The sequence below is a fragment of the Proteus hauseri ATCC 700826 genome (genome assembly GCF_001654965.1).
GTDB lineage: Bacteria > Pseudomonadota > Gammaproteobacteria > Enterobacterales > Enterobacteriaceae > Proteus > Proteus hauseri.
In genome coordinates this window covers 38,777-60,637 of record NZ_LXEV01000016.1, presented here as the reverse complement: position 1 = coordinate 60,637, position 21,861 = coordinate 38,777, and the positions used below count along the sequence as shown (strand labels likewise).

General features: G+C 38.7%; 21 protein-coding genes. 5 read left to right on the top strand and 16 right to left on the bottom strand.

The genetic code is table 11. The features are described from left to right. Positions 1-127: 127 nt before the first annotated feature. Complete coding sequence (locus tag M997_RS04860) at positions 128-829, bottom strand: DAPG hydrolase family protein (protein ID WP_064718984.1); 702 nt, start codon at positions 827-829, stop codon at positions 128-130. Positions 830-920: 91 nt separating this feature from the next. Here M997_RS04860 and M997_RS04855 point away from each other — a divergent pair, with 91 nt between their 5' ends. After that, positions 921-1,559, top strand: a complete 639-nt coding sequence (locus tag M997_RS04855) for a TetR/AcrR family transcriptional regulator (protein ID WP_064718983.1) — start codon at positions 921-923, stop codon at positions 1,557-1,559. 67 nt (positions 1,560-1,626) lie between these two features. On the opposite strand, the gene yedF is transcribed toward M997_RS04855, so the two are convergent. The 14 genes from yedF to exbB all read right to left on the bottom strand — a co-directional run bounded on the left by yedF (position 1,627) and on the right by exbB (position 16,287). Then, complete coding sequence (gene yedF / locus M997_RS04850; RefSeq protein WP_064718982.1) at positions 1,627-1,869, bottom strand: sulfurtransferase-like selenium metabolism protein YedF; 243 nt, start codon at positions 1,867-1,869, stop codon at positions 1,627-1,629. Beyond that, on the bottom strand, positions 1,866-3,092 hold the full coding sequence (gene yedE / locus M997_RS04845) for a selenium metabolism membrane protein YedE/FdhT (RefSeq protein ID WP_064718981.1): 1,227 nt from the start codon (positions 3,090-3,092) through the stop codon (positions 1,866-1,868). Before yedE ends, yedF begins: the two co-directional genes overlap by 4 nt. A gap of 208 nt (positions 3,093-3,300) precedes the next feature. Beyond that, complete coding sequence (gene hypE, locus M997_RS04840) at positions 3,301-4,320, bottom strand: hydrogenase expression/formation protein HypE (RefSeq protein ID WP_064718980.1); 1,020 nt, start codon at positions 4,318-4,320, stop codon at positions 3,301-3,303. Beyond that, positions 4,317-5,453, bottom strand: a complete 1,137-nt coding sequence (hypD, locus tag M997_RS04835; RefSeq protein ID WP_064718979.1) for a hydrogenase formation protein HypD — start codon at positions 5,451-5,453, stop codon at positions 4,317-4,319. The genes hypE and hypD overlap by 4 nt, the downstream gene beginning before the upstream one ends. Then, complete coding sequence (gene hybG, locus M997_RS04830; protein WP_064718978.1) at positions 5,440-5,706, bottom strand: hydrogenase maturation factor HybG; 267 nt, start codon at positions 5,704-5,706, stop codon at positions 5,440-5,442. The genes hypD and hybG overlap by 14 nt, the downstream gene beginning before the upstream one ends. After that, positions 5,697-6,905 carry a hydrogenase nickel incorporation protein HypB gene (gene hypB, locus M997_RS04825; RefSeq protein ID WP_064718977.1) on the bottom strand — a complete coding sequence of 403 codons (1,209 nt, stop codon included), beginning with the start codon at positions 6,903-6,905 and terminating at the stop codon, positions 5,697-5,699. The genes hybG and hypB overlap by 10 nt, the downstream gene beginning before the upstream one ends. Positions 6,906-6,966: 61 nt before the next feature. After that, a complete protein-coding gene (hybE, locus tag M997_RS04820; protein WP_064718976.1) occupies positions 6,967-7,467 on the bottom strand; it encodes a hydrogenase-2 assembly chaperone in 501 nt (166 codons plus the stop codon). Continuing rightward, positions 7,464-7,952, bottom strand: a complete 489-nt coding sequence (locus M997_RS04815) for a HyaD/HybD family hydrogenase maturation endopeptidase (protein WP_064718975.1) — start codon at positions 7,950-7,952, stop codon at positions 7,464-7,466. Before M997_RS04815 ends, hybE begins: the two co-directional genes overlap by 4 nt. Beyond that, the gene (gene hybC / locus M997_RS04810) at positions 7,952-9,655 is read right to left on the bottom strand and encodes a hydrogenase 2 large subunit (RefSeq protein ID WP_064718974.1); all 1,704 of its coding nucleotides are present in this window, start codon (positions 9,653-9,655) and stop codon (positions 7,952-7,954) included. The genes M997_RS04815 and hybC overlap by 1 nt, the downstream gene beginning before the upstream one ends. After that, a complete protein-coding gene (gene hybB / locus M997_RS04805) occupies positions 9,652-10,833 on the bottom strand; it encodes a Ni/Fe-hydrogenase cytochrome b subunit (protein ID WP_064718973.1) in 1,182 nt (393 codons plus the stop codon). The genes hybC and hybB overlap by 4 nt, the downstream gene beginning before the upstream one ends. Further along, on the bottom strand, positions 10,820-11,833 hold the full coding sequence (gene hybA, locus M997_RS04800; protein WP_064718972.1) for a hydrogenase 2 operon protein HybA: 1,014 nt from the start codon (positions 11,831-11,833) through the stop codon (positions 10,820-10,822). Before hybA ends, hybB begins: the two co-directional genes overlap by 14 nt. Further along, complete coding sequence (hybO, locus tag M997_RS04795) at positions 11,830-12,957, bottom strand: hydrogenase 2 small subunit (RefSeq protein WP_064718971.1); 1,128 nt, start codon at positions 12,955-12,957, stop codon at positions 11,830-11,832. The genes hybA and hybO overlap by 4 nt, the downstream gene beginning before the upstream one ends. Positions 12,958-14,850: 1,893 nt before the next feature. Then, positions 14,851-15,279, bottom strand: coding sequence for a TonB system transport protein ExbD (gene exbD / locus M997_RS04790; RefSeq protein ID WP_064718970.1), 429 nt, complete (start codon positions 15,277-15,279; stop codon positions 14,851-14,853). A 6-nt stretch (positions 15,280-15,285) separates the two neighbouring features. Continuing rightward, a complete protein-coding gene (gene exbB / locus M997_RS04785; RefSeq protein WP_064718969.1) occupies positions 15,286-16,287 on the bottom strand; it encodes a tonB-system energizer ExbB in 1,002 nt (333 codons plus the stop codon). 331 nt (positions 16,288-16,618) lie between these two features. Between exbB and metC the strand changes: the two genes are divergently transcribed. Together metC and M997_RS04775 are read left to right on the top strand one after the other, a co-directional pair. Further along, positions 16,619-17,812 (top strand): cystathionine beta-lyase, encoded by a 1,194-nt coding sequence (metC, locus tag M997_RS04780; RefSeq protein ID WP_064718968.1) that lies wholly within the window; start codon positions 16,619-16,621, stop codon positions 17,810-17,812. A gap of 121 nt (positions 17,813-17,933) precedes the next feature. Beyond that, the gene (locus M997_RS04775; RefSeq protein WP_064718967.1) at positions 17,934-18,599 is read left to right on the top strand and encodes a DedA family protein; all 666 of its coding nucleotides are present in this window, start codon (positions 17,934-17,936) and stop codon (positions 18,597-18,599) included. A 134-nt stretch (positions 18,600-18,733) separates the two neighbouring features. Here M997_RS04775 and M997_RS04770 read toward each other — a convergent pair whose 3' ends face one another. Continuing rightward, positions 18,734-19,516, bottom strand: a complete 783-nt coding sequence (locus M997_RS04770; RefSeq protein ID WP_064718966.1) for a class I SAM-dependent methyltransferase — start codon at positions 19,514-19,516, stop codon at positions 18,734-18,736. A gap of 181 nt (positions 19,517-19,697) precedes the next feature. Here M997_RS04770 and M997_RS04765 point away from each other — a divergent pair, with 181 nt between their 5' ends. Both M997_RS04765 and dkgA read left to right on the top strand, forming a co-directional pair. After that, complete coding sequence (locus M997_RS04765) at positions 19,698-20,855, top strand: iron-containing alcohol dehydrogenase (protein WP_064718965.1); 1,158 nt, start codon at positions 19,698-19,700, stop codon at positions 20,853-20,855. A gap of 26 nt (positions 20,856-20,881) precedes the next feature. Continuing rightward, positions 20,882-21,712 (top strand): 2,5-didehydrogluconate reductase DkgA, encoded by an 831-nt coding sequence (gene dkgA / locus M997_RS04760; protein WP_064718964.1) that lies wholly within the window; start codon positions 20,882-20,884, stop codon positions 21,710-21,712. The last annotated feature ends 149 nt before the right edge of the window (positions 21,713-21,861 follow it).

The following is a 21,861-nucleotide window of genomic DNA, read 5'->3' as shown; positions in this document are numbered from 1 at the left end:
AATACTCTAAATAATTCGAGGTGTAGCTAGGCGACAAGTGAATGAGTCGCTAGGAGCATACAATAGTATGTGACTAGTGCGAATGAACGTAATCACAACAACGCTACACCTTGAAGTATGACGAGTATTACCAAGGCAAGGATCCTTTCTCCCCATTAGCATGCTCCCCATAATAAAGTGAAGGTAGGAAACGAGAAAGATAAGTAAATTCATTATAACAGTGCTGTAATAAACCAAATCCAATCTCATCAGATAACTCTGTTAGCGGATCAGCCAGTGAATTTCCTAAGTAAAAACGACTTCTTAATACACATCCCCATTGCGTATCTCGGGTTAAATGCACCATTTTTCCGTCAGTTGGATCACCGTTATCATCTATTTTTATATGCTCACCAAATCCAATCGTGGCGCAAATTGCAGCAGAAAGCGCGCCTGAATTATAGGCTTGAGTAAGTTTAGAATGATCAAAAAAATCGTTGGCATCATGAAATTTAAGTTGCGCATTGACTGGAGGAATATCCCCTAAAGACTCAACAGCACTAATCGATGCACCAATATAGTTTTTTCCTTTGATCCATTTATCATCCCAACCATGATGAGCGACATGGTCATGAGGATGCCACCAGCGAATATGCTGTGAGGTTTCAAAAAAAGTAAACCACCACGCTAACATTTTTCCTTTACAACCATGCAAATCCGTTCGAACTGCTACTGTTAAACACCCTTTTTCATCTCGCTCAAGCCCCATTTCTAAGCGCAATGGCGCTGGCAACAGTAGTTCATTAATTTCATTAACAGCCCAAGGCAAATCACGTGTTTGTTTTTTCATTGTCATACTCCAATTAATTAAGAAACAAATTATGTTTCTTAATTGTTTTATCGCTAAAGAATGATAAAATCAATAAAAAAGAGGGATTCGAATGACCGATAGCAAGATTAATCAAAAACGGGGACGCCCTGCTCGCCCTGAGCAAGAAATACGTCAAGAAATTTATCAAGCAACATTAACATTGCTGTTTCAACGCGGTTATAACGCGACAACTGTGGATGATATTGCTAAACAAGCTGGAATGGCGAAAAAAACGCTCTATCGATTTATTACAGATAAAGAAAATTTAGTAGAGCAAATTGTATTATCGTGGACAGACCGTTTTATTGATGTTTTTCATGATGATGCAAATAATTTTGATGAATTTAAAGTACTATTATCACAGCATTTACATCACATGACACAAACCGTACTTAATCATGATGCCGTGGGATTATTTAAATTGTTGCAGCAAAATTTCCCAAGCCGAGATATTTTGATGGAGAAATATCAGCGTAGCGGAATTTTACGTGGGCGTGAGTTACTCGCTCAATGGCTAAAACGCCAAGAAAAAAATAAAATTATCAACCAATACGATTACGCTACGTTAAGTGACCTGTTACTGGCAATGGTTATCGCTGAGCCTTTACGTCAAATTACGTTAGGCGTTATTCCCCCAGCGCCTCAATCTGATTTTACTGCGCGCATTCAACATGCTATCGCATTAATTTTGCCTGCATTAAAACCTTAAAATAATTCACAAAAAAACAGCAAATAAGCCTAACTAACTCATTTGCTGCCTAATACTATGTACAAAGTTATTTTTGAATTAAATAACGAATTGTTGGACCATCTTGTTGAATATCCAATACGGTATAACCGTAGTTTTTCGCATCAAGAGGTATGTTATTAATCGATTGAGGGCAATCACTCACCACTTCTAATATTTCGCCTTTTTTCAGTGATGGCATAGCTTCAAGCGTTGCCACCGCAGGGTAAGGGCAAGGTTCACCCACCATATCAAGACGATAATCAGGGATTATTGTGCTTTTCTCACTCATGCTATTTCCTTATTAATCTGGTTAGAAATTGATTGTGCCTGCTGTGCTTTTTTGCGGAAAAAGTGTTTTTCCCACCACAGTAACAACACAAATGACAGACCCAGCATAAGATAAGTCACCACTAATCCACCTACTGGCCCAAAAGTATCAAGAAGATTTATTTTGTCGTAATCAGTGGCTAATACTGCTGAGAAATCATCCCAATAATAAGCCAACAAAGTAGAACCAATAACGTTGCCTAACCCCACCCACCAAAAGTGGATTTGTCCTTCAACGGCACGATACATCCAACCTGTTTCACAACCACCCGCAAGTACGATACCAAAACCAAACAGTAACCCGCCCACAACAGCATTTGGCCCAGCCCACATAATTTTTGGTGCAGCACCTAATTGGACATAACTAAAAATACCCACAGCACTCACGGCCATACCAATAATTATCGCTTTGGCCATATGCGTTCTGCCAGTTATCCATAAATCACGGAAAGCAGAGGTAAAACAAATTTGCGCACGTTCAATTAAAATACCAAAACCAATTCCACCCAACATAGCAAAGCCGAGTTTAGGCGAATCAAAGAGAATAATTAATGACCATGCAATCATGGCAAAAAAGATAACCATACCCAATCTAAAGCGACGTTTTGCGCGCTGTTTATCTTGAGTTAATGGCGAGGCTTGACTTACTTTTTGTAATTTAACCGGAATACGGAAAATTGGCATAAGTGAAAGTTTAGCGCCAAAATAGGAGCCAATAGCCGTTGCAACCGCGAAAAACCACGCATGAAGCGAGAATTGAGGGATCCCCGTAAAGAAAGCTGCAAGGTTACACCCCATTGCTAAACGAGCACCAAATCCGGCAATAATGCCGCCTAAAACGGCCTGAATAATGCGGATTTTATGTTGAGGATGACGAAGTTTGACGTTGTTAGCCCAAAGTGCGGCCATAATGCATCCAGCGAACATACCAATAATCATCACACCATCAATGCGTGTTAATGGCGTTCCTTCAAGGCCGATGATTTTAAAATAACCCCATTCCTCAGGGTGAGCACCAAACCATTGCATAATGTGACCACCCCAGCGAGTAAACTCACCAGTAACAGCCCAGAATGTGCCGGTTAAACCAAAGTAGTAAGTTGAAATGATACCCGCCGCAATGACTGCTGGAAGAGGCTTCCAAAAACGGATCAGGTATTGAGCTTTAAATTCTGACCAAGACATGTTTTTTCCTAGAACTTACCTCTACGAGAGACCCTCTCCACGCAGTAGGATGAGCCGAACATGTTACTACTAAAAATTTTTTAGCAAAGAGCCAGAATTAAGATAAATGACGGAAGTTTGCGTTATAGCAAACTTCCGTAACAACTAAGCAACTTATTTTATTTACAAATCAATAATACTTTTCGATTTATAAATAAGAAGAGAAAACTTAACAAATACGAGGAAGTGGTTCGTTATAAGGTAGGTCAAGAATACGGCTAGTACCAAAAATACCTGTTAAACGAATATAATTATCCGTTGTAACTTCACCAATAGCACAAGCATCTTTGCCTAATGGATGTTGATGTAACGCCTCTAATACTTTGGCCTCAGCTTCAGGTGAAACCACTAATACAATTTTACCTTCATTGGCAAAATTAAGTGCTTCTAACCCTAAGAGCTCACACACACCACGAACTGATTGTTTCATTGGTAGTTTGTTTTCATGCACATTCATACCACAACCACTTGCTTGCGAGAATTCATGCAAAATAGCCGTTACCCCACCACGCGTTGCATCACGCAGTGCTTTAATACCATCAATATTACGTAAAGGTGCTATCATCGGCTCAAGTACCGCGCAATCACTTTGCAGATCAGCTTCAAGACCTAAATTTTCACGTAGATTAAGAATAGTTGCACCGTGATCACCAATAGTACCGCTGACTAAAATCTTATCACCCACTTTAATATTCGATGCAGCCCAATTAATCTTAGTTGGGATCACACCAATACCCGCAGTATTAATAAAAATTTTATCCGCAGCACCTCGAGGCACCACTTTAGTATCGCCTGTAACAATTTGAATGCCTGCTTGCTTTGCGGCATTTGCCATCGCTGTTACTAATATTTCTAACGTCTCAAAAGGTAAACCTTCTTCAAGGATAAACCCACAAGAGAGATAGCGAGGAACTGCCCCACCAACAGAAAGATCATTTGCTGTACCACATACTGATAATTTACCGATATTTCCACCAGGGAAAATAATCGGATCAATAACATAGCTATCAGTACTAAACGCTAAACGATCACCTAATGCAGTGAGATCATTTAACGATATGCGTGCCTGATCTTCTTTTTCATTAAGTAACGGATTATCGAAAGCCTTTAAAAAAAGACCTTCGATAAGTTGTTGCATCCCTTGCCCACCATTTCCTTGAGCTAAGGTTATTTCATCAGGTTGTTTCATATATTACCTTCGCGGCGATACTGATAATAAGCCGCACACGCACCTTCTGAAGAAACCATCAATGCACCCAATGCAGTTTCTGGTGTACAACTTTTGCCAAACAGAGGGCAATCAGACGGTTTACAGCGCCCTGTTAATACATCACCACAACGAGATTGCGGATTATCAGCAACTTTTTGTGGTGCTGGCATAAAGCGTAATTCAGCATCAAACTGTGCATAATCTGGCGTAAGTTGAATGCCTGACATAGGAATTTCACCTAATCCACGCCATTCGCTGGTTTCTTTTAGCATAAAGACTTCTTGCAGTGCTTTTTGAGCAAGCTTGTTGCCTTCATTAGGTACAATGCGACTATATTGATTTTCAATACTTAAAACATAATTTGCATTTTCTGCTTTTGCTTTAAGTTGCTTTATGACCATCAGTATAGCTTGTAATAAGTCTAAGGGTTCAAATCCTGTTACAACAAAAGGCTTTTCAAATTCGTCACATAGCGGTTGATACGGTGTACAGCCAATCACCATGCTCACATGTCCTGGAGCAATAAAACCGTCGATACGAACATCATCTTGTTCAAGTAAACAACGTAATGTAGGCACGATAGTAATATGCTGACAAAACAGTGAAAAGTTTTTCAGCCCACGTAATTTTGCTTGTTGTAGCGTCATTGCTGTACTTGGCATGGTGGTTTCAAAACCAAGACCAAAAAAGACCACTTGTTTATCTGGATTTTCTTGTGCGATTTTTAATGAATCGAGTGGTGAGTAAACAATACGAATATCAGAACCACGACGACGTGCATCAAGCATAGAGCCGTTACGACCCGGCACTCGCATGGCATCACCAAAGGTACAAAAAATAACCTCAGGACGAGCCGCTATTTCTAAACAAGCATCAATCCGCCCCATTGGTAATACACAAACAGGACAGCCTGGGCCATGAACAAATTCAATTTCTTCAGGTAATAAACGGTCTAATCCAAATTTGAAAATGGCATGGGTATGCCCACCACACACTTCCATAATTTGTAATGGACGTGTAATGGGATGAGGCCATTGTGAGATTGTTTCACGAATTTGAACTAATAATGCTTTAGCAAGTTCGGGATCACGAAATTCATCAACGTATTGCATCATCAGCCTCTTCAAGGGTGACACCATAAACATGCTGTAATGCATCAAGGGTATCTTGTGCTTCTTGTTCGTCAAGAATACTCATGGCAAATCCAACATGAATAAGTACCCATTTACCTAATAATTCTTCCGGTTCGCCTTCGCATACCATTGAAATATTAACCGCACGTTTAACGCCACTCACTTCAGCCCAAGCGAGTTGGTGGACATCTTCGCCCACCTCAACAATCTTAGCTGGAACACCTAAGCACATAAACGACTCTCCAACCAAGCCAGCCATTCTTCCATGCCTTCACCGGTTGTGGCAGATAACGCAATGATTTGAATATTTGGGTTAACTCGACGAGCAGATTCAATGCACGCATCAATATCGATGTTTAAGTAAGGTACTAAATCGATTTTATTAATGATCATTAAATCAGCAGCTGCAAACATATGTGGGTACTTCAGCGGTTTATCTTCACCTTCAGTTACTGAAAGGATAGCCACTTTATGTCTTTCACCAAGATCAAAACTGGCAGGGCAAACTAAGTTACCTACGTTTTCAATAAACAGTACGCTGTTATCTTGTAAGCCTAATTGGTGTGTCGCATCATGCACCATTTGCGCATCAAGGTGGCAACCTTTACCTGTATTCACCTGGATAGCAGGAACACCTGTTTCACGAATACGATCTGCGTCATTTGTGGTTTGTTGGTCACCCTCAATAACCGCACAGGCCACTCTTTGCGCTAACTGTTTTAACGTTTGTGTAAGTAATGTGGTTTTGCCTGAGCCTGGGCTTGAGACTAAATTTAGAGCCAACACATTTTGCTTTTCAAAATGTTCACGGTTATGTACAGCGATACGATTATTTTTATCCAGCACATCCATTTCAATTTTCAGCATACGTTTTTGGCTAATACCAGGAGCATGAGTTCCTGCTTCACCTTGGCCATAATGCATATTTTGATTTTCGATAACTGGATTAAATTTTTCTTCATGCTCATGTGCATGGTCATGGTCATGATTATGCGCATGATCGTGGGTATGACTGTGTTCATGGACGTGATCATGACTATGATGATCGTGCTCATGGTGATGATCGTCATCTCCATGATGATGCTCATGAACAACTTGCGATTCATTAAGCTGTGTGTCGCTATGAAAATGAAGATGTACATCACCACTGTTATGATAATAGTGATGATGAACAATGATAGGCTGACCATTGGTTTCGTAGTTATGTTTATGCTTTTGTTCAGACTTATCAATATATTTATGAACGGTATTTGCTGGAGCAGCGTCGTGTTCATGATGATGATCGTGACCATGATGATGATCGTGATCGTGGTGATGACCGTGGTCGTGATGATCATGGTCATGAGAATGATGATGGTGGTGCTCGTGCGAATGAGGCTCTTGACCTTCAATTCTCACATTGCCTTCGCCACAACCGCAAGTGCTACACATATTCTGACTCCTGACTATTCAATAAGAAGAATTTGACTCTGTGTCGCGTAAAATTTCTACCCTATGATCTTAACTGACCACGGAAGAGAGAACGACGACTTAAATCAACTTCTGCTACGGATTGAGTCTGAACAGGAAGAGAAAGTGCCATTTTTACACTATTTTCTGCCAACTCAACCGCCTGATCACCTTTTAAATGACGATCAAGAGGCGACATTAATGAACAAGCAAGATATTGAATACCATCAGCAAGCTCACCAACGACAAATTTAACCTGACCACAAGGCAATTCTAATGCGATGCGTTCGCCAATTTTACGTCGTGGCCACTCTTGTGAAGGCCCAGGAAATACAACTAACTCTAACATCCAAGGTGTTAGTACTGTACCTATCCATTGCTTTTCAAATAAAGTGAAACCGCCCGCTTTTACCGGAATGCCCTCTCTAAAGAAGGGCAGGCCTTTCATCTCTTTTTCTGCAATTTCACTAAAACAGACTTCTAGTTGTTCGATAGGCGGTGCATCATACCCCATGATATCCCAGCTTAATTCTAGTTCACTCATGCGGTTACCTCTTTTGGTGTTACTACAACACCATATTCACGTAAAATATTCACAACGTGTTCTAACGCGATTTCCATAGACTGATTACCAATGTCAGACAGCGACATGCTTGGCTCTAAAGAGGCTGGCTCAATCCCAACTAAAATCAGTTTACGCGGAAACTCATCCGTCATACGTAATGCCATCAAGACATCAGATAAGCCTAGTTGATGAGGCGATATTTTCTGGGTGAATAATGCAGGTACATCATCATCATGCAAAATAAAAATACTACCCGGTTTATGATTACTTCTTACCGCATCAGCAACAATCAGTAAGTCTCTTGCTGCGATATCTTGCAAGATTTCCATACCTGATGTGCCACCATCAATAACATCGACGTTCTCTGGTAAAGAGAAGCGCTCTTCGAGCGCTTCTACTATACGAACACCAATGCCTTCATCGCTTAGTAATAAATTACCAATACCTAAGACAAGAATTCGCATTACAATACCTTCACCTTACTCAGTTCTTTACCAGTCAAATCAACCATATGCACGGCGCATGCCATACATGGGTCAAATGAGTGGATAGTTCTGACAACTTCCAATGGTTTTTTCGGATCAGCAACAGGTGTGCCAACCAGAGATAACTCATATGGACCCGGTTCATCATTAAAGTTACGAGGACCTGCATTCCATGTAGAAGGAACAACAGCCTGATAATTAGTGATTTTACCGTCTTTGAAAACAATCCAGTGAGAGAGCATACCGCGTGAGGCTTCTTCAAAACCCACACCTCGATATTCTTTACCCGGTTCAAACTCTGGTTTAATAAAGGCAGCAGTATCGCCACGGCCAATATTATCTACCAGTGATTGCCACAAGAAGTTTAGAGAATCTTGTAACACACACGCATGAACAGTACGTCCAATAATGCGTCCCCAAGTTGACTCTAACTGCTCATTAACCAGTGTTTCACCTGTTAATTTAGTATAGATCCCATTGATTTCGTTGTAGTGTTTAACAGTCCCTTCATGCTTACCTGCTAAACCACATACTAACCATGCTAACGTACCCACTTCGACAGGTTTGCCGTAGAATGTAGGTGATTTAACCCATGAGTATTTTTCGTTCTCATCCCAACCTGTATATTTAGGACGAGTCAAACCTTCCCACGGTTTTAATGGTTCATCATCTTCATACCAAGCATGCTTACCACTTTCTTCGATACCGTCTTTTAGGTTTTCATCTTTCCAGTCTTTGATTGGACGATACGTTGAGAAATCAACGCCTTCCATATAACCACCAGAAAGTAAGAACTCTGTATTGTTACCATTAATAGGTAACTCTGGCACAGATAAATAGTAGTTAGCACCTTTACCAATTTTTAGCCACTCTGGATAGTAAGCAGCAAAAATCGCGGTATCGACTTTATAAACTTGTTCAATAAAATCGCCAAGATTATCGATAAAGTGCTTCACATACATTAAGCGTTCTAAGTTAAGAACACTTGGCGCATCAAGATTAATTGGGTTAGCAACACCACCCACTGCTAAGTTTTGAATGTGTGGTGTTTTACCACCCAGAACCGCTACGATACGGTTTGCATCACGCTGGCATTCAAGCGCTTGCAGATAGTGAGCTACCGCAATCAGGTTAACTTCTGGCGGTAATTTCATTGCTGAGTGACCCCAGTAGCCGTTAGCGAAAATACCTAACTGACCGCTGTCCACCAGACCTTGAATTTTCTTCTGAACTTTTCTGAACTCTTCAGCAGAGTTTAGTTGCCACTGAGAAACGCCTTTCAGCATTGCTGACGCTTTTTCAGGATCAGCTTGTAATGCTGAAGTAATATCAACCCAGTCCATCGCAGAAAGCTGATAGAAGTGAACGATATGGTCATGAAGAATATGAGAAGCCAGAATGATGTTACGGATATACTGCGCATTGACAGGAATATCCATCCCTAAGGCATCTTCAACTGCACGTACTGAGGCAATGGCGTGAACTGTCGTACAAACACCACAAATACGTTGTACGATAATCCATGCATCACGAGGATCGCTTCCTTTTAGGATCTCCTCCATTCCGCGCCACATGGTACCGGAAGACCAAGCCTTAACAACTTTTCCGTTATCAATTTCACAATCGACGCGTAAATGCCCTTCAATACGGGTAATAGGATCAATAGTAATGCGTTGGCTCATGATTTAACCTCAGCCTTTTTTAATTGTATATTTGAGTCTGTTTGTGCTGGTAAAACCGGCAGTAAACGGATAATAAGAATGTAAGCTGTCACTTCAAATGCAACGAAACCAATAGAAATCAGCAATTCACTTGCTGTTGGGAAATAGTGGTAACCATTGCCTGGATTGTAAGCAACTAAAGAATAGTTCATACGCCACATTGCTGCGCCAATTAAGATAAATACAGCACAGACAAACAACATTCTTGGACTACGGCGATTGTTATTTAAATGCATCAGAATAAGAGGAAGTAATAATAATGCACTCTCAGCGATGAATAACCACGAGAACATATCCCCATTGGCGATATAACTCAGTTTACCGTTCCAAATTACCTCGCCCCAGCGACATACCAAGAAAGCAATCAATAACACTTCGATCACTCTAGTTAACTTGGTAAATAGCGGTGTTTCATCATCATTCATGGTGCGACTTGCTTTTAACAAAGAGCCTTCAAAGATAACGATAGTGAAACCAAGGAGAAAAGCGGTCAGTAAAGAAAACAGAGGTAACATCTCATACGATTGCCACAATGGATGTACTTTCCAACCTGCTGAAATCATTAATGATCCCATTGAAGATTGGTGCATAGTTGGCAGCAACGCACCAAGACCAATGATAAAGAACATCGCTTTGTTGAGACGTTTCAACGACACTTTCCAACCTAAACGTTCTAATAACGCAGGTAAGAATTCTAATGCCATCACCATAATATAGATGGTCATACAGGTCGCTGTTTCAAACAACACAGAGTTGACGTTAAAGTACTGAGGCATAAAGAAGTGAGGCATGTTCCAGTAACGACCGATATCAATGGCGATAGACAAACCACCTAATGAATAGCCGAACAAGCTCGCTAATAATGCAGGACGCACTAATGGATGAAATTCCCCTTTATTAAAGACATAAACCGCCCATGCAAGTGCCCAACCGCCACATGCAAAGCCTGTTCCTATCAATAAGTCAAAGGCAATCCAGATACCCCAAGGGTATCCCCCATTCAGATCGGAGACATCACCCAGACCTAAGACTAAACGCTTACCAATAAGAATAAAACCGAGCACAGCAAGCGGAAGGAAAACTCTCACCGCGAGAGTAAATAGCTTACCGCCAAGTGGACGAGGATCATGACTCGACATCGTTATCCTCCTTGTGGTGTTCCTGCTCTTGTTTTTTACTATTACGGTTAACCAAATAGGTGATCCCTGCAAGGGCTGCTATTGGTAATACCATGCCTTTATAAAGCGTATGTTGAATATGTTCAGAACGCGCACCTGTTGATAATGGATCAACTTCTGGCATTCCTAATTTGTCAAAAGGAACCGCAGAAAGCACCATTACCTGAGTACCACCACCTTCAAACTCACCATAGATATGATCCTGATATTCTGGGATCTTATGCAGATAAGTATCGCCACCACTAATGGTTTGACGAGGATAATGATATTCATCACCTGCTTTTTTCGCTAAACGACGTTTAGCTTCTTCAAGCAGCTCTTCACGAGTACCGAAAATAACCGCACCTGTAGGACAAACTTCAACACAACCCGGTAATAAGCCTTTATCTAAACGCTCTACACCTTTTTGGTTACAGAGTTCACATTTATAAAGCTTACCGAATGGATCATCGTAGTCATATTTAGGAATATTATAAGGACACCCCACCATACAATAACGACAACCTGTACAAATATCCGCGTGATAATGGACGATACCGGTTTTTGGATCTTTGGTTAATGCAGAAACAGGACAAACAGAAACACAGTTTGCATCAACACAATGCATACATTGTTTCTTAATAAAGGCATAACCGTTTTCAAGTTGGTCTTTATTATCACCTGTGCCATCACGCCAAATTTGGATAATGTTATTTGTGTAAGGACTTAGCTTGTCATTGTTTGACCAAATCGGATCACCATTAGCGTAAGTATCACCACGCTCCATAGGTTCCGGATGATTGATTTCCTGACATTTTGTGACACATGCTTGACAGCCTACGCAAAGTGTAGAGTCATAGAGCATACCGAGAGACCCAGGGATTGGGGGACGGTTCTGCGCCGCAGCATGACTCACAGTGGGTGCCATTCCCGCAAGAAGAACCCCACCTGATGCCAGCTTAAAGAAATGACGCCTATTCACCGTTTATCCTCCTGTGAGGCTGCTCCTGTGGCATTCTTGTCACGGCCTAATTGACGCACAGCCATCACACTCACACCCGCTACTGCCCCTACAACTGCACCAAGTAAACCAGCCGCACCGTAGGATACGCCGCCACCTTCTTTCGCATTCACATCAGGAACTTGTGCTTTTGGTGTTGGTTGATAAACATTCGCTAATTGGAAAATACCTTTAGTAAAGCCGATACCTTCTTCGTTACAGCCATAGCAAGGGTGACCAATACCGACAGGCCAAATACCCCCACCAATATCACAGAATTCTAGTGTTGGGCAGTTACCGTAAGTCTCAGGCCCTTTACAGCCTAAGTGATATAAACACCAACCTTGGCGGTGACCTTCATCACCAAATTCTTTAGCAAAACGACCCGCATCAAAATGAGGACGACGTTCACAGTTTTCGTGGATCAGTCGCTCATAAGCAAAAAGCGGTCTGTTTTTGCTATCTAACTTAGGCAGTGAATTGAAAGTAATAATATGAGCCACAGTCGCTAAGAAGTTATGTGGGTTTGGTGGACATCCTGGAATATTAATAACCGTTTTACCCGGTAAGATTGCTTCCAGTGATTTCGCGCCAGTTGGGTTACCTCCCGTTGCAGGTACACCCCCCCAAGCAGAACATGAACCAATAGCAATAATCGCAGCAGCCCCTTCAGCGGCTTCTTTAATATGCTCAATAATTGGTTTTCCAGCGACCATACAGTAAATGCCACCATCTTTGTCTGGGATTGACCCATCAACAACGAGAACGTATTTACCTTTATATTTCTCCATCGCATTATGCTTGTTCTCTTCGGCTTGCTCGCCAAAAGCAGAAGAAAGCACTTCGTGATATTCAAGTGCGATAACATCAAGAACGAGGTTTTCTAAAGTTGGGTGAGTCGCTCGTAATAAAGACTCAGTACAACCAGTACACTCTTGCGCACCAATCCAGATAACCGGTGGTCGCTCTGATGATGCCATTGCTTCAGACATTTCTGCGGCAGCTTTGCCGCTTAATCCCATGGTAGCTGACAACGCAGCACACAATTTCATAAAATCGCGTCGGTTAATACCATGATGGGAAAAAACATTATTCCCCAAGGCCATATATCTCTCCTGATATGATGATTTTTAATTGGAATAATTTTAAAACACCGCCTTTTTAACACTCCGTCATAATAATGACTTGATCATTATCAATCGATAATTCATTAAAAAATAAATTACTCCTTTATGTGAGTAAAAACGTTTCAGCTATATAAAGTTTAATCTATGTTTTTTATATATTACGTCATTTTAAATTTATTTATTCTCTATTTAATAATGATAAAAGAAATGTGAATAATTCTCATTATCCAAATAATGATTAGCTAGTAAGATTTTAAATCATTAATAATCAATGAGATAAAAATAAATCAAAAAATAAACAAAATTTAAGACAATATATTTAAAATAATACAAAATTAATAATTCATTATTTCTATTTTTTAATAATTTTTATTAAAAATAAATTTTAATATATTTTTTAATTATAATAGTGACTCTTATTTTCATATTATCAACTTTTACATTACATTATAAAAAATGTTAAAAATTGCATTTCATAAACAATAAATCATTACATTAATATATTTAATTTCAGCTTATACCCATTGCTAATTTAACAAACCTTTTATAGTTATTAATTTTTAAGCACTATTTAAATGATTATATCTTAGTCACTTATTAACCTACTTTTTTTATCATTTTTCATGTAGTTATAAGTATATTCACTTTTGGAATAAGCATGGTTCTCTGCACAAAATCGCTATAAAATTAAATACATATTGATGAGTGATAGTGATATTCATTTCTGATTATTCATAATTGCTAATTAGTATTTATTGGTAATTATTTCAATACGTTACTTTATAACGTATCGTATCTATAATAAAATTAACCTGAATAAATTTTCATGTTAAATCCTTGTTGTTACTGTGGATAAAAATTATTCAATTTATCGTCTAATAATGACTAATTAGTGCACATATTTATTTTTTGTAAGAATAGATAAAAAAAATGCCCATAAATCTAAAAAGTCAGAGGATCATTTTGTTAAGTATTTGTAGTCATCTACCGACGATGAGCAGTTAAAAGACGATAAATAAGCACTTAGATAAGCGAAAGAAAGGGATTTAAAGATAATCGAGGTAAAAGCTATTTGTTTTTGCCCTATCGCAAACAAACGCGTTTTAAACGCTGAAAAGAGTAATAAAGAATATCGATGAAATAAAAAATAAAAAAATGCTATGTGTAGTTCTCTGCCTTTCACGCTTTATTTTACTTATCTCTTATAATAAATAAGAGACAATTTGATAAGTGGAAATTTTCACTTATCGGAAATTAGAATGACTGAAAACAACGGTCTACCTGGTGTAATAAAAAAATAAGTTACCAAAGGTGGATAACTTAGATAATAAAAAATTGGGCGTATTAATATATTACAAGATGTTTCATTCTGTAACATGGAGGCATTATATCCAATAAGAATTTTTGCGCAAGTTTTTTTACACCTAAATCAAATAGACATAAAAACATTATTTTTCATGTGGTTATAGTAAACCCCGCCTTCAAACAAAGAATATTAATGAAATAAAAAGTGAAAAAAAATGAATAGTTAATGAATATTAATGTACTTTTAATCGAAATAATCGCAACTACTTAGTATTAATTGATTCAGCTTATAATTCCACGATTAACTTAATTAATGAACAACCATTAAATTTAATCTATATGTTATTAGCATCGCTTAACACTAAAGCTAAATTTTATTCTATCTCAAATTTCAATTTAAATTAATAACAGCCTAAATAGATAAATCATCCTATTTATTTAATCAGATAAATAAAAAAATATCGGAAAAAAGATAATAAAAAAGCATCTTATCCAATATGATTTAATGAATAAGATGCTTTTTTTATCAATTCTATCAGCTTAATTAGTGTAGATACCTCTTACTAATTAACCTCCCGCAGAGACAGTTTCCATGCCAACAAGCCCCACTTTGAGATAACCCGCTTTTCTTAGCGAATCCATTGCACTCATTAGTGTCTCATAATCGACTGTTTTATCGGCTTGGAAAAAGATAGTGGTGTCTTTATTTGCCTGCGTTAATGTGTCTAGCACATTTGCAATAGTCTCATGCGTAACCATTTCTTCACCGATAAATATTTGTTTGTCTGATTTAATGGTCAGATAAACAGGTTTTTCAGGACGAGGTTGTGGTTTTGCACTTGAAGCCGGCAAGTTCACTTTAATATCAACGGTCGCTAACGGTGCAGCAACCATAAAGATAATGAGCAGAACCAGCATGACATCAATAAAAGGCGTCACATTGATATCATGCAATTCATTATCATCACCTGAATCATCACCAAGACGCATTGCCATAATTCATTACCTTGCTTTGCTGTTTTCAATATCTAAGTCACGGCTAACTAATGTGACAACCCCAGTTGCAATATCACCAATTTCACCACGGTAACCAGCAATCATACGAGCGAAGATATTGTAAATAATAACGGCAGGAATAGCCGCGATCAGACCAATAGCGGTTGCTAATAAAGCTTCTGCAATACCCGGTGCAACAACCGCTAAGTTTGTGGTTTGAGAGTGAGCAATACCAATAAAGCTATTCATAATGCCCCAAACGGTACCAAACAGACCGATAAAAGGAGAAATTGCACCAATTGTTGCAAGATATCCATTACCACGACCTAATTCACGAATGATTGCAGCAACACGACGTTCCATACGCATTTCAACACGTTCTTTAATGCCTGCGGCCACTTTACTCTCTTTAGAATACTCACGTTCTAGATCTGCATCGGTAAAGAAATCAGCACTTGCACTTTTATTACCAAATTTTTTACTAATAGCTAACGCATCATCTAATGATTTTGCATCTAATAATTGTGCTGTTTCATTTCTTAAACGACGACGAAGTGCTAATAAATAGCTGCCTTTCGCGAAAAAGAGAGCCCAAGTCACAATAGAAGCCAGCAATAAACCAATCATGACACTTTTAACGACTAAGTCAGCATTACGATACATACCCATAACAGAAAGATCTTCAGCAAAGCCACCACCAGCAACTATTTCAGGTTGTACTTCTGGCGTTGCATTTTCTACGACAGGAGTTACTGCCGTCGTATTTACACCTTCGGTTACTGGTGTTTCAGACCCAGTTGCTTTTATTTCACTACCTGTTGTCGCAGTATTAGCCGTATTTTCTGTTGTAGTTGCTACAGTATTAGTAGTAGCTGTTCCCTGTGTAGAAGCTGTTGAAGAAACGGCAGCAGTTGTTGGCTGTTCAGTTGGTGTGGCAGGTGTTGTATCCGCAAAAGCAGAGCCTGTCAGACCGATTGCCAATAGAATAGAAGCTGTCAAATTACGCATCAGTTGGCCTTTTACTCTCTTTTTTATCTATTTATATATTCAGTAATGAAGAAAAATGCGTCATTACTTACCCAAAATCGTTCGCTTGCTATGATCCTGTTTGCCATCAGGAAAGAGAAAACGCTCAAATGATATCAAACATGAAGCATTTTGATAGTAATTATCATTACTATTTGGCTATTTTTTTCTCATTTGTTTGTTTTTAAGACAATCTATCGTCATTTTACGTAACATGAAATTTTATCAATTGCCTTGATTCCCTTTTGTACTTGTACAAAAAATGCATTAACGTGAGATAAACACATCATCAAATTAAAAGAAGGTATTAAGGATGACGCTAAAAAAATCAGAAACCTCACTTATTCTTTCTGGGCGAGCTAAAAAATATTCACAATCCGCCGTAAATCCGATTATACAACGAACTTCATCGGTTATTTTTGATTCTGTTGCGCAAAAGCGTGAAGCAACCAAAAAACGTGCCGCAGGCACGCTTTTTTACGGCCGCAGAGGTACTACGACTCATTTTGCATTACAAGAAGCCTTAACTGAGCTAGAACAAGGTGCAGGTTGTGCGCTCTTCCCTTCTGGTGCTGCTGCGATCACACAATCTATACTCGCTTTTATTGAACAAGGGGATCACATTCTGGTAACAGGTTCAGCTTATGATCCAACACAAAATTTCTGTGATCAGATCTTAGGTAAGTTATCAGTCACTACTACCTATTTTGATCCCTTAATAGGTAAAGAGATCAGCCAATTACTACGCCCTGAAACTAAAATTGTATTTCTTGAATCGCCTGGTTCTATCACAATGGAAATACAAGATTTACAAACCATAGTAACTGCTGTTAGACAATATAATCCCGATATTATTATCATGTTCGATAATACATGGGCGGCTGGTTTATTGCTCAAACCAATCACTTTTGGCGTTGATATTTCTATACAATCGGCAACCAAATATATTATTGGTCACTCTGACGGAATGCTGGGATTTGCAGTAGCAAACGAACGTTGCTGGACTCAATTACGCGAAAATGCCTATTTACTTGGTCAATGTTGTGACCCTGATACCGCTTATATTGCAGCTCGTGGCTTAAGAACCTTATCCGTAAGAATGAAGCAACATGAACAAAGTGGTTTAGAAGTTGCTCGCTGGTTAAAACAACATCCATTAGTCGATAATGTCTATCATCCTGCACTTTCATCTTGCGCTGGCCATGAATACTTTCTACGGGATTTTACTGGCAGCAATGGGCTATTTTCCTTTAGTTTAAAGAAAATCTTAAATACGGAAGATTTTGCCCTCTTCTTAGATAATTTATCATTATTTAAAATGGCGTTTTCCTGGGGTGGATTTGAATCGTTAATTTTAGGCTACCATCCAAATGATATTAAAGCGGTACGCCAATATCACTCACAACCTGAATTCAATGGCACTCTTTTCCGGGTGCATATTGGATTAGAAAATGTCGATGATTTAATTGAGGATTTAGCGCAAGCATTTATACGTATCTCTGATTAAATAATGAATTTTTTATTAAAAAAAAGCTATCCCTGTGGTTTCACAGGGATTAAATCAAACGATCATTTTTTTTTTGCGTTAGAATAGCTGCTATAAAGTCCTTTTTTATGCGAGTTCGCGAATGGATACATTAAAAGAGATAATCCACGCACTATTGCAACATGATTATATGGTGCTTGCTGATCCAAATATAATGTGGGTTATCTATGTTGTACTTTTTATTATTATTATGCTGGAAAACGGTATTTTACCCGCCGCTTTTTTACCAGGAGATACACTGCTTGTTCTTTGTGGTGCGTTAATAGCCAAAGATGTTTTACATTTTATTCCAACCATAGCCATATTAGGCACCGCCGCAAGCGTCGGAAGTTGGCTTGGCTTTTTACAAGGGCGTTGGCTAAGTGATACAAAGATCGTTAAACGTTGGATGTCACAGCTACCAGATCAATATCACCAGCGAGCCAACGAGCTATTTCATCGCCAAGGTTTATACGCGCTATTAATTGGTCGTTTTATTGCCTTTGTGCGAACTTTATTACCAACACTCGCGGGTTTATCAGAATTAGAACAGCGGCGTTTTCACTTATTTAATTGGATAAGTGGATTTTTATGGGTAGGTATCATTGTTTCGTTAGGCTATATCTTAAATCAGATCCCTTTTGTTCAAAAACATGAACAATTGGTCATGAATATTCTAATGATAATACCGGTCGTATTACTTACTGCGGGGCTAATTGGCTCTATTGCAATGTATATTAAGCATCGCCGTAGTAGCGCAAACAAATAAAAAATACGCCATTATGTTAGTCAGTCATAATGGCGTATTTTTATTTAACCCATCATCAAAAGTTCAGTTTTTCTCCTATCAAATTAATATCTAATCAAAAATCCGTTTATATTAATAACTATCATACTCTCACCTTAAAGCTTAATTGCCTTTGAAGCCAAGAATGTCGGAATATAACTATCAACTAAAAAACGCGCATGAGGAGCAAAGTCTTCAATAAACTCTTGTAATAAGAAACCAGCGGTTAATTGCCCACCAATTAAATCAGTTAAAGAGTGACCAAATACCAGACCGTCACCTCTTGCTACTTTTTCTTGCAGAATATCTGATGGTAATGAATCTTGATCACTATAAGGCAAGCGATAAGCAAGTCGCATTAATCCTTGAGCTCGCAATTTAGGATCCCTGTCATCGACAAATACAACAGAATTATAAAAGCTGGCCATCAATACACCACCTTTTTTCAATACACGGTAACACTCTTGCCAAACAGGATTTACATCAGGCACATACAAATTAGAAATGGGATGAAACACAATATCAAAGCTTTCATCAGTAAAATCGCTTAAATTTGCCATATCACCTTGTACAGTAACCAAATTTAATTGATGTTTTTCTGCTAATTGTCTGTCTTTACTTAATTGCCCTTCTGATAAATCAAAAACCGTCACTTGTGCACCTGCAGCGGCTAAAATAGGCCCTTGTTGCCCACCAGCAGAGGCTAAACAAAGTATTTTTTTACCTTCAATATCGGTTAACCACGATGCTTTTACCGGGGTTGGTGTGAGATGTACTTTCCAATTCCCTTGTTTAGCAGCCATAATTTCTTCATCGCTGACAGGTTTAGACCACTGATTTTCCATTGCAGCTTGATTATCCCAGTGAGCTTGGTTTAATTTTAAATAATGATTTGTCATATATCTCCGATAAATTAAAAGTAACTTATAATTAGTATTGTGTTTATCATTGAGAGAAAAACCCAATACTCTCATTTTCACAATCTTATAGTTTTGTCACTATTATCCGTCTATATACAGAGAAAAATTTTTTACTTATTTATTGTCATATCACACACCAAAAAACAAGGTGAAAACTATAATGCAAAACTTTACTTATTACTCACCAACACGTATTCATTTTGGTCGAGGACAAATAGACAAACTTCGTACTGAAATTGCAAAAAGTGAAAGAATTTTACTCACTTATGGTGGAGGTAGTATTAAACGAAATGGCGTACTAGACCAAATTTATACAGCGCTACCAGGTTATCAAATTCATGAGTTTGGCGGTATTGAGCCAAATCCCTCATATGAGACCTTAATGAAAGCAGTCTCATATGCTCGCTATTATGGCATTACACACTTATTAGCCGTTGGTGGTGGTTCTGTTGTTGATGGCACTAAATTTATTGCCGCGGCAGTACCTTATCAAGGCGAGCCTTGGGAAATTGTCACTAGCCGCGGGAACGTGGTGCAAAAGGCCTTACCATTAAGTTGTGTGCTAACACTTCCGGCCACTGGCTCAGAAACCAATAGCTTCTCTGTTATTAGTAAAAAACAGACAATGGATAAACAGAGCTTTGCTAGCCCTTATGTTTATCCTCATTGCGCAATTTTAGATCCTACAACCACATATTCATTACCACCAAGGCAAACAGCTAATGGTGTTGTTGATGCTTTTATTCATATATTAGAGCAATATCTCACTTATCCAGTGAATGCTCGTGTACAAGATGAATATGCAGAAGGTCTTTTGCGTATTTTAATTGAAGAAGGCCCTAAAGCGTTGGTATCACCAACAGACTATGATATTCGTGCTAATATAATGTGGACAGCATCACAAGCGCTTAATGGCATCCTTGGTGTAGGAGTCCCTCAAGATTGGGCTACCCATGCATTAGGACATGAACTTACCGCTTTACATGGTCTTGATCATGCCCAGACTCTCGCCATTGTTTTACCTGCCTTACTCAATGAAAAACGCCAGGAGAAATACCAAAAGCTTATCCAATATGCACAGAAAGTCTGGGGAATTCACCAAGGTTCTGACGCTTTTAAAATTGAAACTGCAATTAACGAAACTCGAAAATTTTTTGAAATTATGGGACTTAGAACTCGACTGTCTGATTTTAAAATCGGCGAAGCGGATATCCCAGCCTTAGTGCGAAAACTGCAAGAACATGGTCAAACCGCGCTAGGTGAACATCAAGATATCACGCTTGAAGTTAGCCAACGGATCTATACAGCAGCGCTCTAAGTACTTTAATGGGACTGGAGGCATTAATGGATAAACCTAAATTGATTCAACTATCTGATGGAAAAACCATACCACAACTTGGGTTAGGTGTTTGGAAAGCAGATAATAATCAGGTCATTAAAGCGATTCACCATGCATTAGATACAGGTTATCGTTTATTTGATACAGCAGCGATTTATCACAATGAAGAAGGTGTGGGAAAAGCGCTAAAACAAACAACTGTTCCTCGTGATGAGCTTTATATCACCACAAAACTGTGGAATAACGATCAAAGTCATGCTCGTGGCGCTGTATTAGAAAGCCTCCAGCGTTTGCAACTGGATTATATCGACCTTTATTTAATGCATTGGCCAGCACCTTCGCGTGATCTCTATGTTGAAGCATGGAAACAGATGATCATCTTACAAAAAGAAGGGCTAGTTAAAAGCATTGGTGTTTGTAATTTCCAACCAGAACACCTTGAACGTCTTATTACTGAAACGGGTGTTACACCCGTTATTAACCAAATCGAAATTCACCCATTAATGCAACAAGCCCCACTACGCGCTTGGAATACAACTCATAAGATTGTAACTGAATCGTGGAGTCCACTCGCTCAAGGTGGTGAAGGTGTATTTGATAGTCCGATCATTCAAAAGCTAGCTGAAAAATACAACAAATCACCGGCACAGATAGTGTTACGTTGGCATATAGATAGTGGATTAGTGGTTATTCCAAAATCTGTGACTCCATCAAGAATTGAGGAAAACTTTCATATTTTTGACTTTAAACTTGAAAGAGAAGAAGTCACAGCAATAACTACGTTAGACCAGAAAAAACGTTTAGGTCCAGATCCAGATTACTTTATTGATATGTAGTTGTAGTTATTAAATACGAAAAGCCAATGTAAATATTTACATTGGCTTTTTTATTCAAAAATCTTATCACACTATTTTTTTATTTTTCTAATTATCTTTTTATTTTATTTTTATATTTTTGATCTTGATTTTTTAGATATTTAAAAACT

Excerpts from the sequence above, each read along its gene's own strand:
- M997_RS04860 (WP_064718984.1), bottom strand. The coding sequence starts at position 829 with ATGAAAAAACAAACACGTGATTTGCCTTGGGCTGTTAATGAAATTAAT.
- M997_RS04855 (WP_064718983.1), top strand. The coding sequence starts at position 921 with ATGACCGATAGCAAGATTAATCAAAAACGGGGACGCCCTGCTCGCCCT.
- yedF (WP_064718982.1), bottom strand. The coding sequence starts at position 1,869 with ATGAGTGAGAAAAGCACAATAATCCCTGATTATCGTCTTGATATGGTG.
- yedE (WP_064718981.1), bottom strand. The coding sequence starts at position 3,092 with ATGTCTTGGTCAGAATTTAAAGCTCAATACCTGATCCGTTTTTGGAAG.
- hypE (WP_064718980.1), bottom strand. The coding sequence starts at position 4,320 with ATGAAACAACCTGATGAAATAACCTTAGCTCAAGGAAATGGTGGGCAA.
- hypD (WP_064718979.1), bottom strand. The coding sequence starts at position 5,453 with ATGCAATACGTTGATGAATTTCGTGATCCCGAACTTGCTAAAGCATTA.
- hybG (WP_064718978.1), bottom strand. The coding sequence starts at position 5,706 with ATGTGCTTAGGTGTTCCAGCTAAGATTGTTGAGGTGGGCGAAGATGTC.
- hypB (WP_064718977.1), bottom strand. The coding sequence starts at position 6,905 with ATGTGTAGCACTTGCGGTTGTGGCGAAGGCAATGTGAGAATTGAAGGT.
- hybE (WP_064718976.1), bottom strand. The coding sequence starts at position 7,467 with ATGAGTGAACTAGAATTAAGCTGGGATATCATGGGGTATGATGCACCG.
- M997_RS04815 (WP_064718975.1), bottom strand. The coding sequence starts at position 7,952 with ATGCGAATTCTTGTCTTAGGTATTGGTAATTTATTACTAAGCGATGAA.
- hybC (WP_064718974.1), bottom strand. The coding sequence starts at position 9,655 with ATGAGCCAACGCATTACTATTGATCCTATTACCCGTATTGAAGGGCAT.
- hybB (WP_064718973.1), bottom strand. The coding sequence starts at position 10,833 with ATGTCGAGTCATGATCCTCGTCCACTTGGCGGTAAGCTATTTACTCTC.
- hybO (WP_064718971.1), bottom strand. The coding sequence starts at position 12,957 with ATGGCCTTGGGGAATAATGTTTTTTCCCATCATGGTATTAACCGACGC.
- exbD (WP_064718970.1), bottom strand. The coding sequence starts at position 15,279 with ATGGCAATGCGTCTTGGTGATGATTCAGGTGATGATAATGAATTGCAT.
- exbB (WP_064718969.1), bottom strand. The coding sequence starts at position 16,287 with ATGCGTAATTTGACAGCTTCTATTCTATTGGCAATCGGTCTGACAGGC.
- metC (WP_064718968.1), top strand. The coding sequence starts at position 16,619 with ATGACGCTAAAAAAATCAGAAACCTCACTTATTCTTTCTGGGCGAGCT.
- M997_RS04775 (WP_064718967.1), top strand. The coding sequence starts at position 17,934 with ATGGATACATTAAAAGAGATAATCCACGCACTATTGCAACATGATTAT.
- M997_RS04770 (WP_064718966.1), bottom strand. The coding sequence starts at position 19,516 with ATGACAAATCATTATTTAAAATTAAACCAAGCTCACTGGGATAATCAA.
- M997_RS04765 (WP_064718965.1), top strand. The coding sequence starts at position 19,698 with ATGCAAAACTTTACTTATTACTCACCAACACGTATTCATTTTGGTCGA.
- dkgA (WP_064718964.1), top strand. The coding sequence starts at position 20,882 with ATGGATAAACCTAAATTGATTCAACTATCTGATGGAAAAACCATACCA.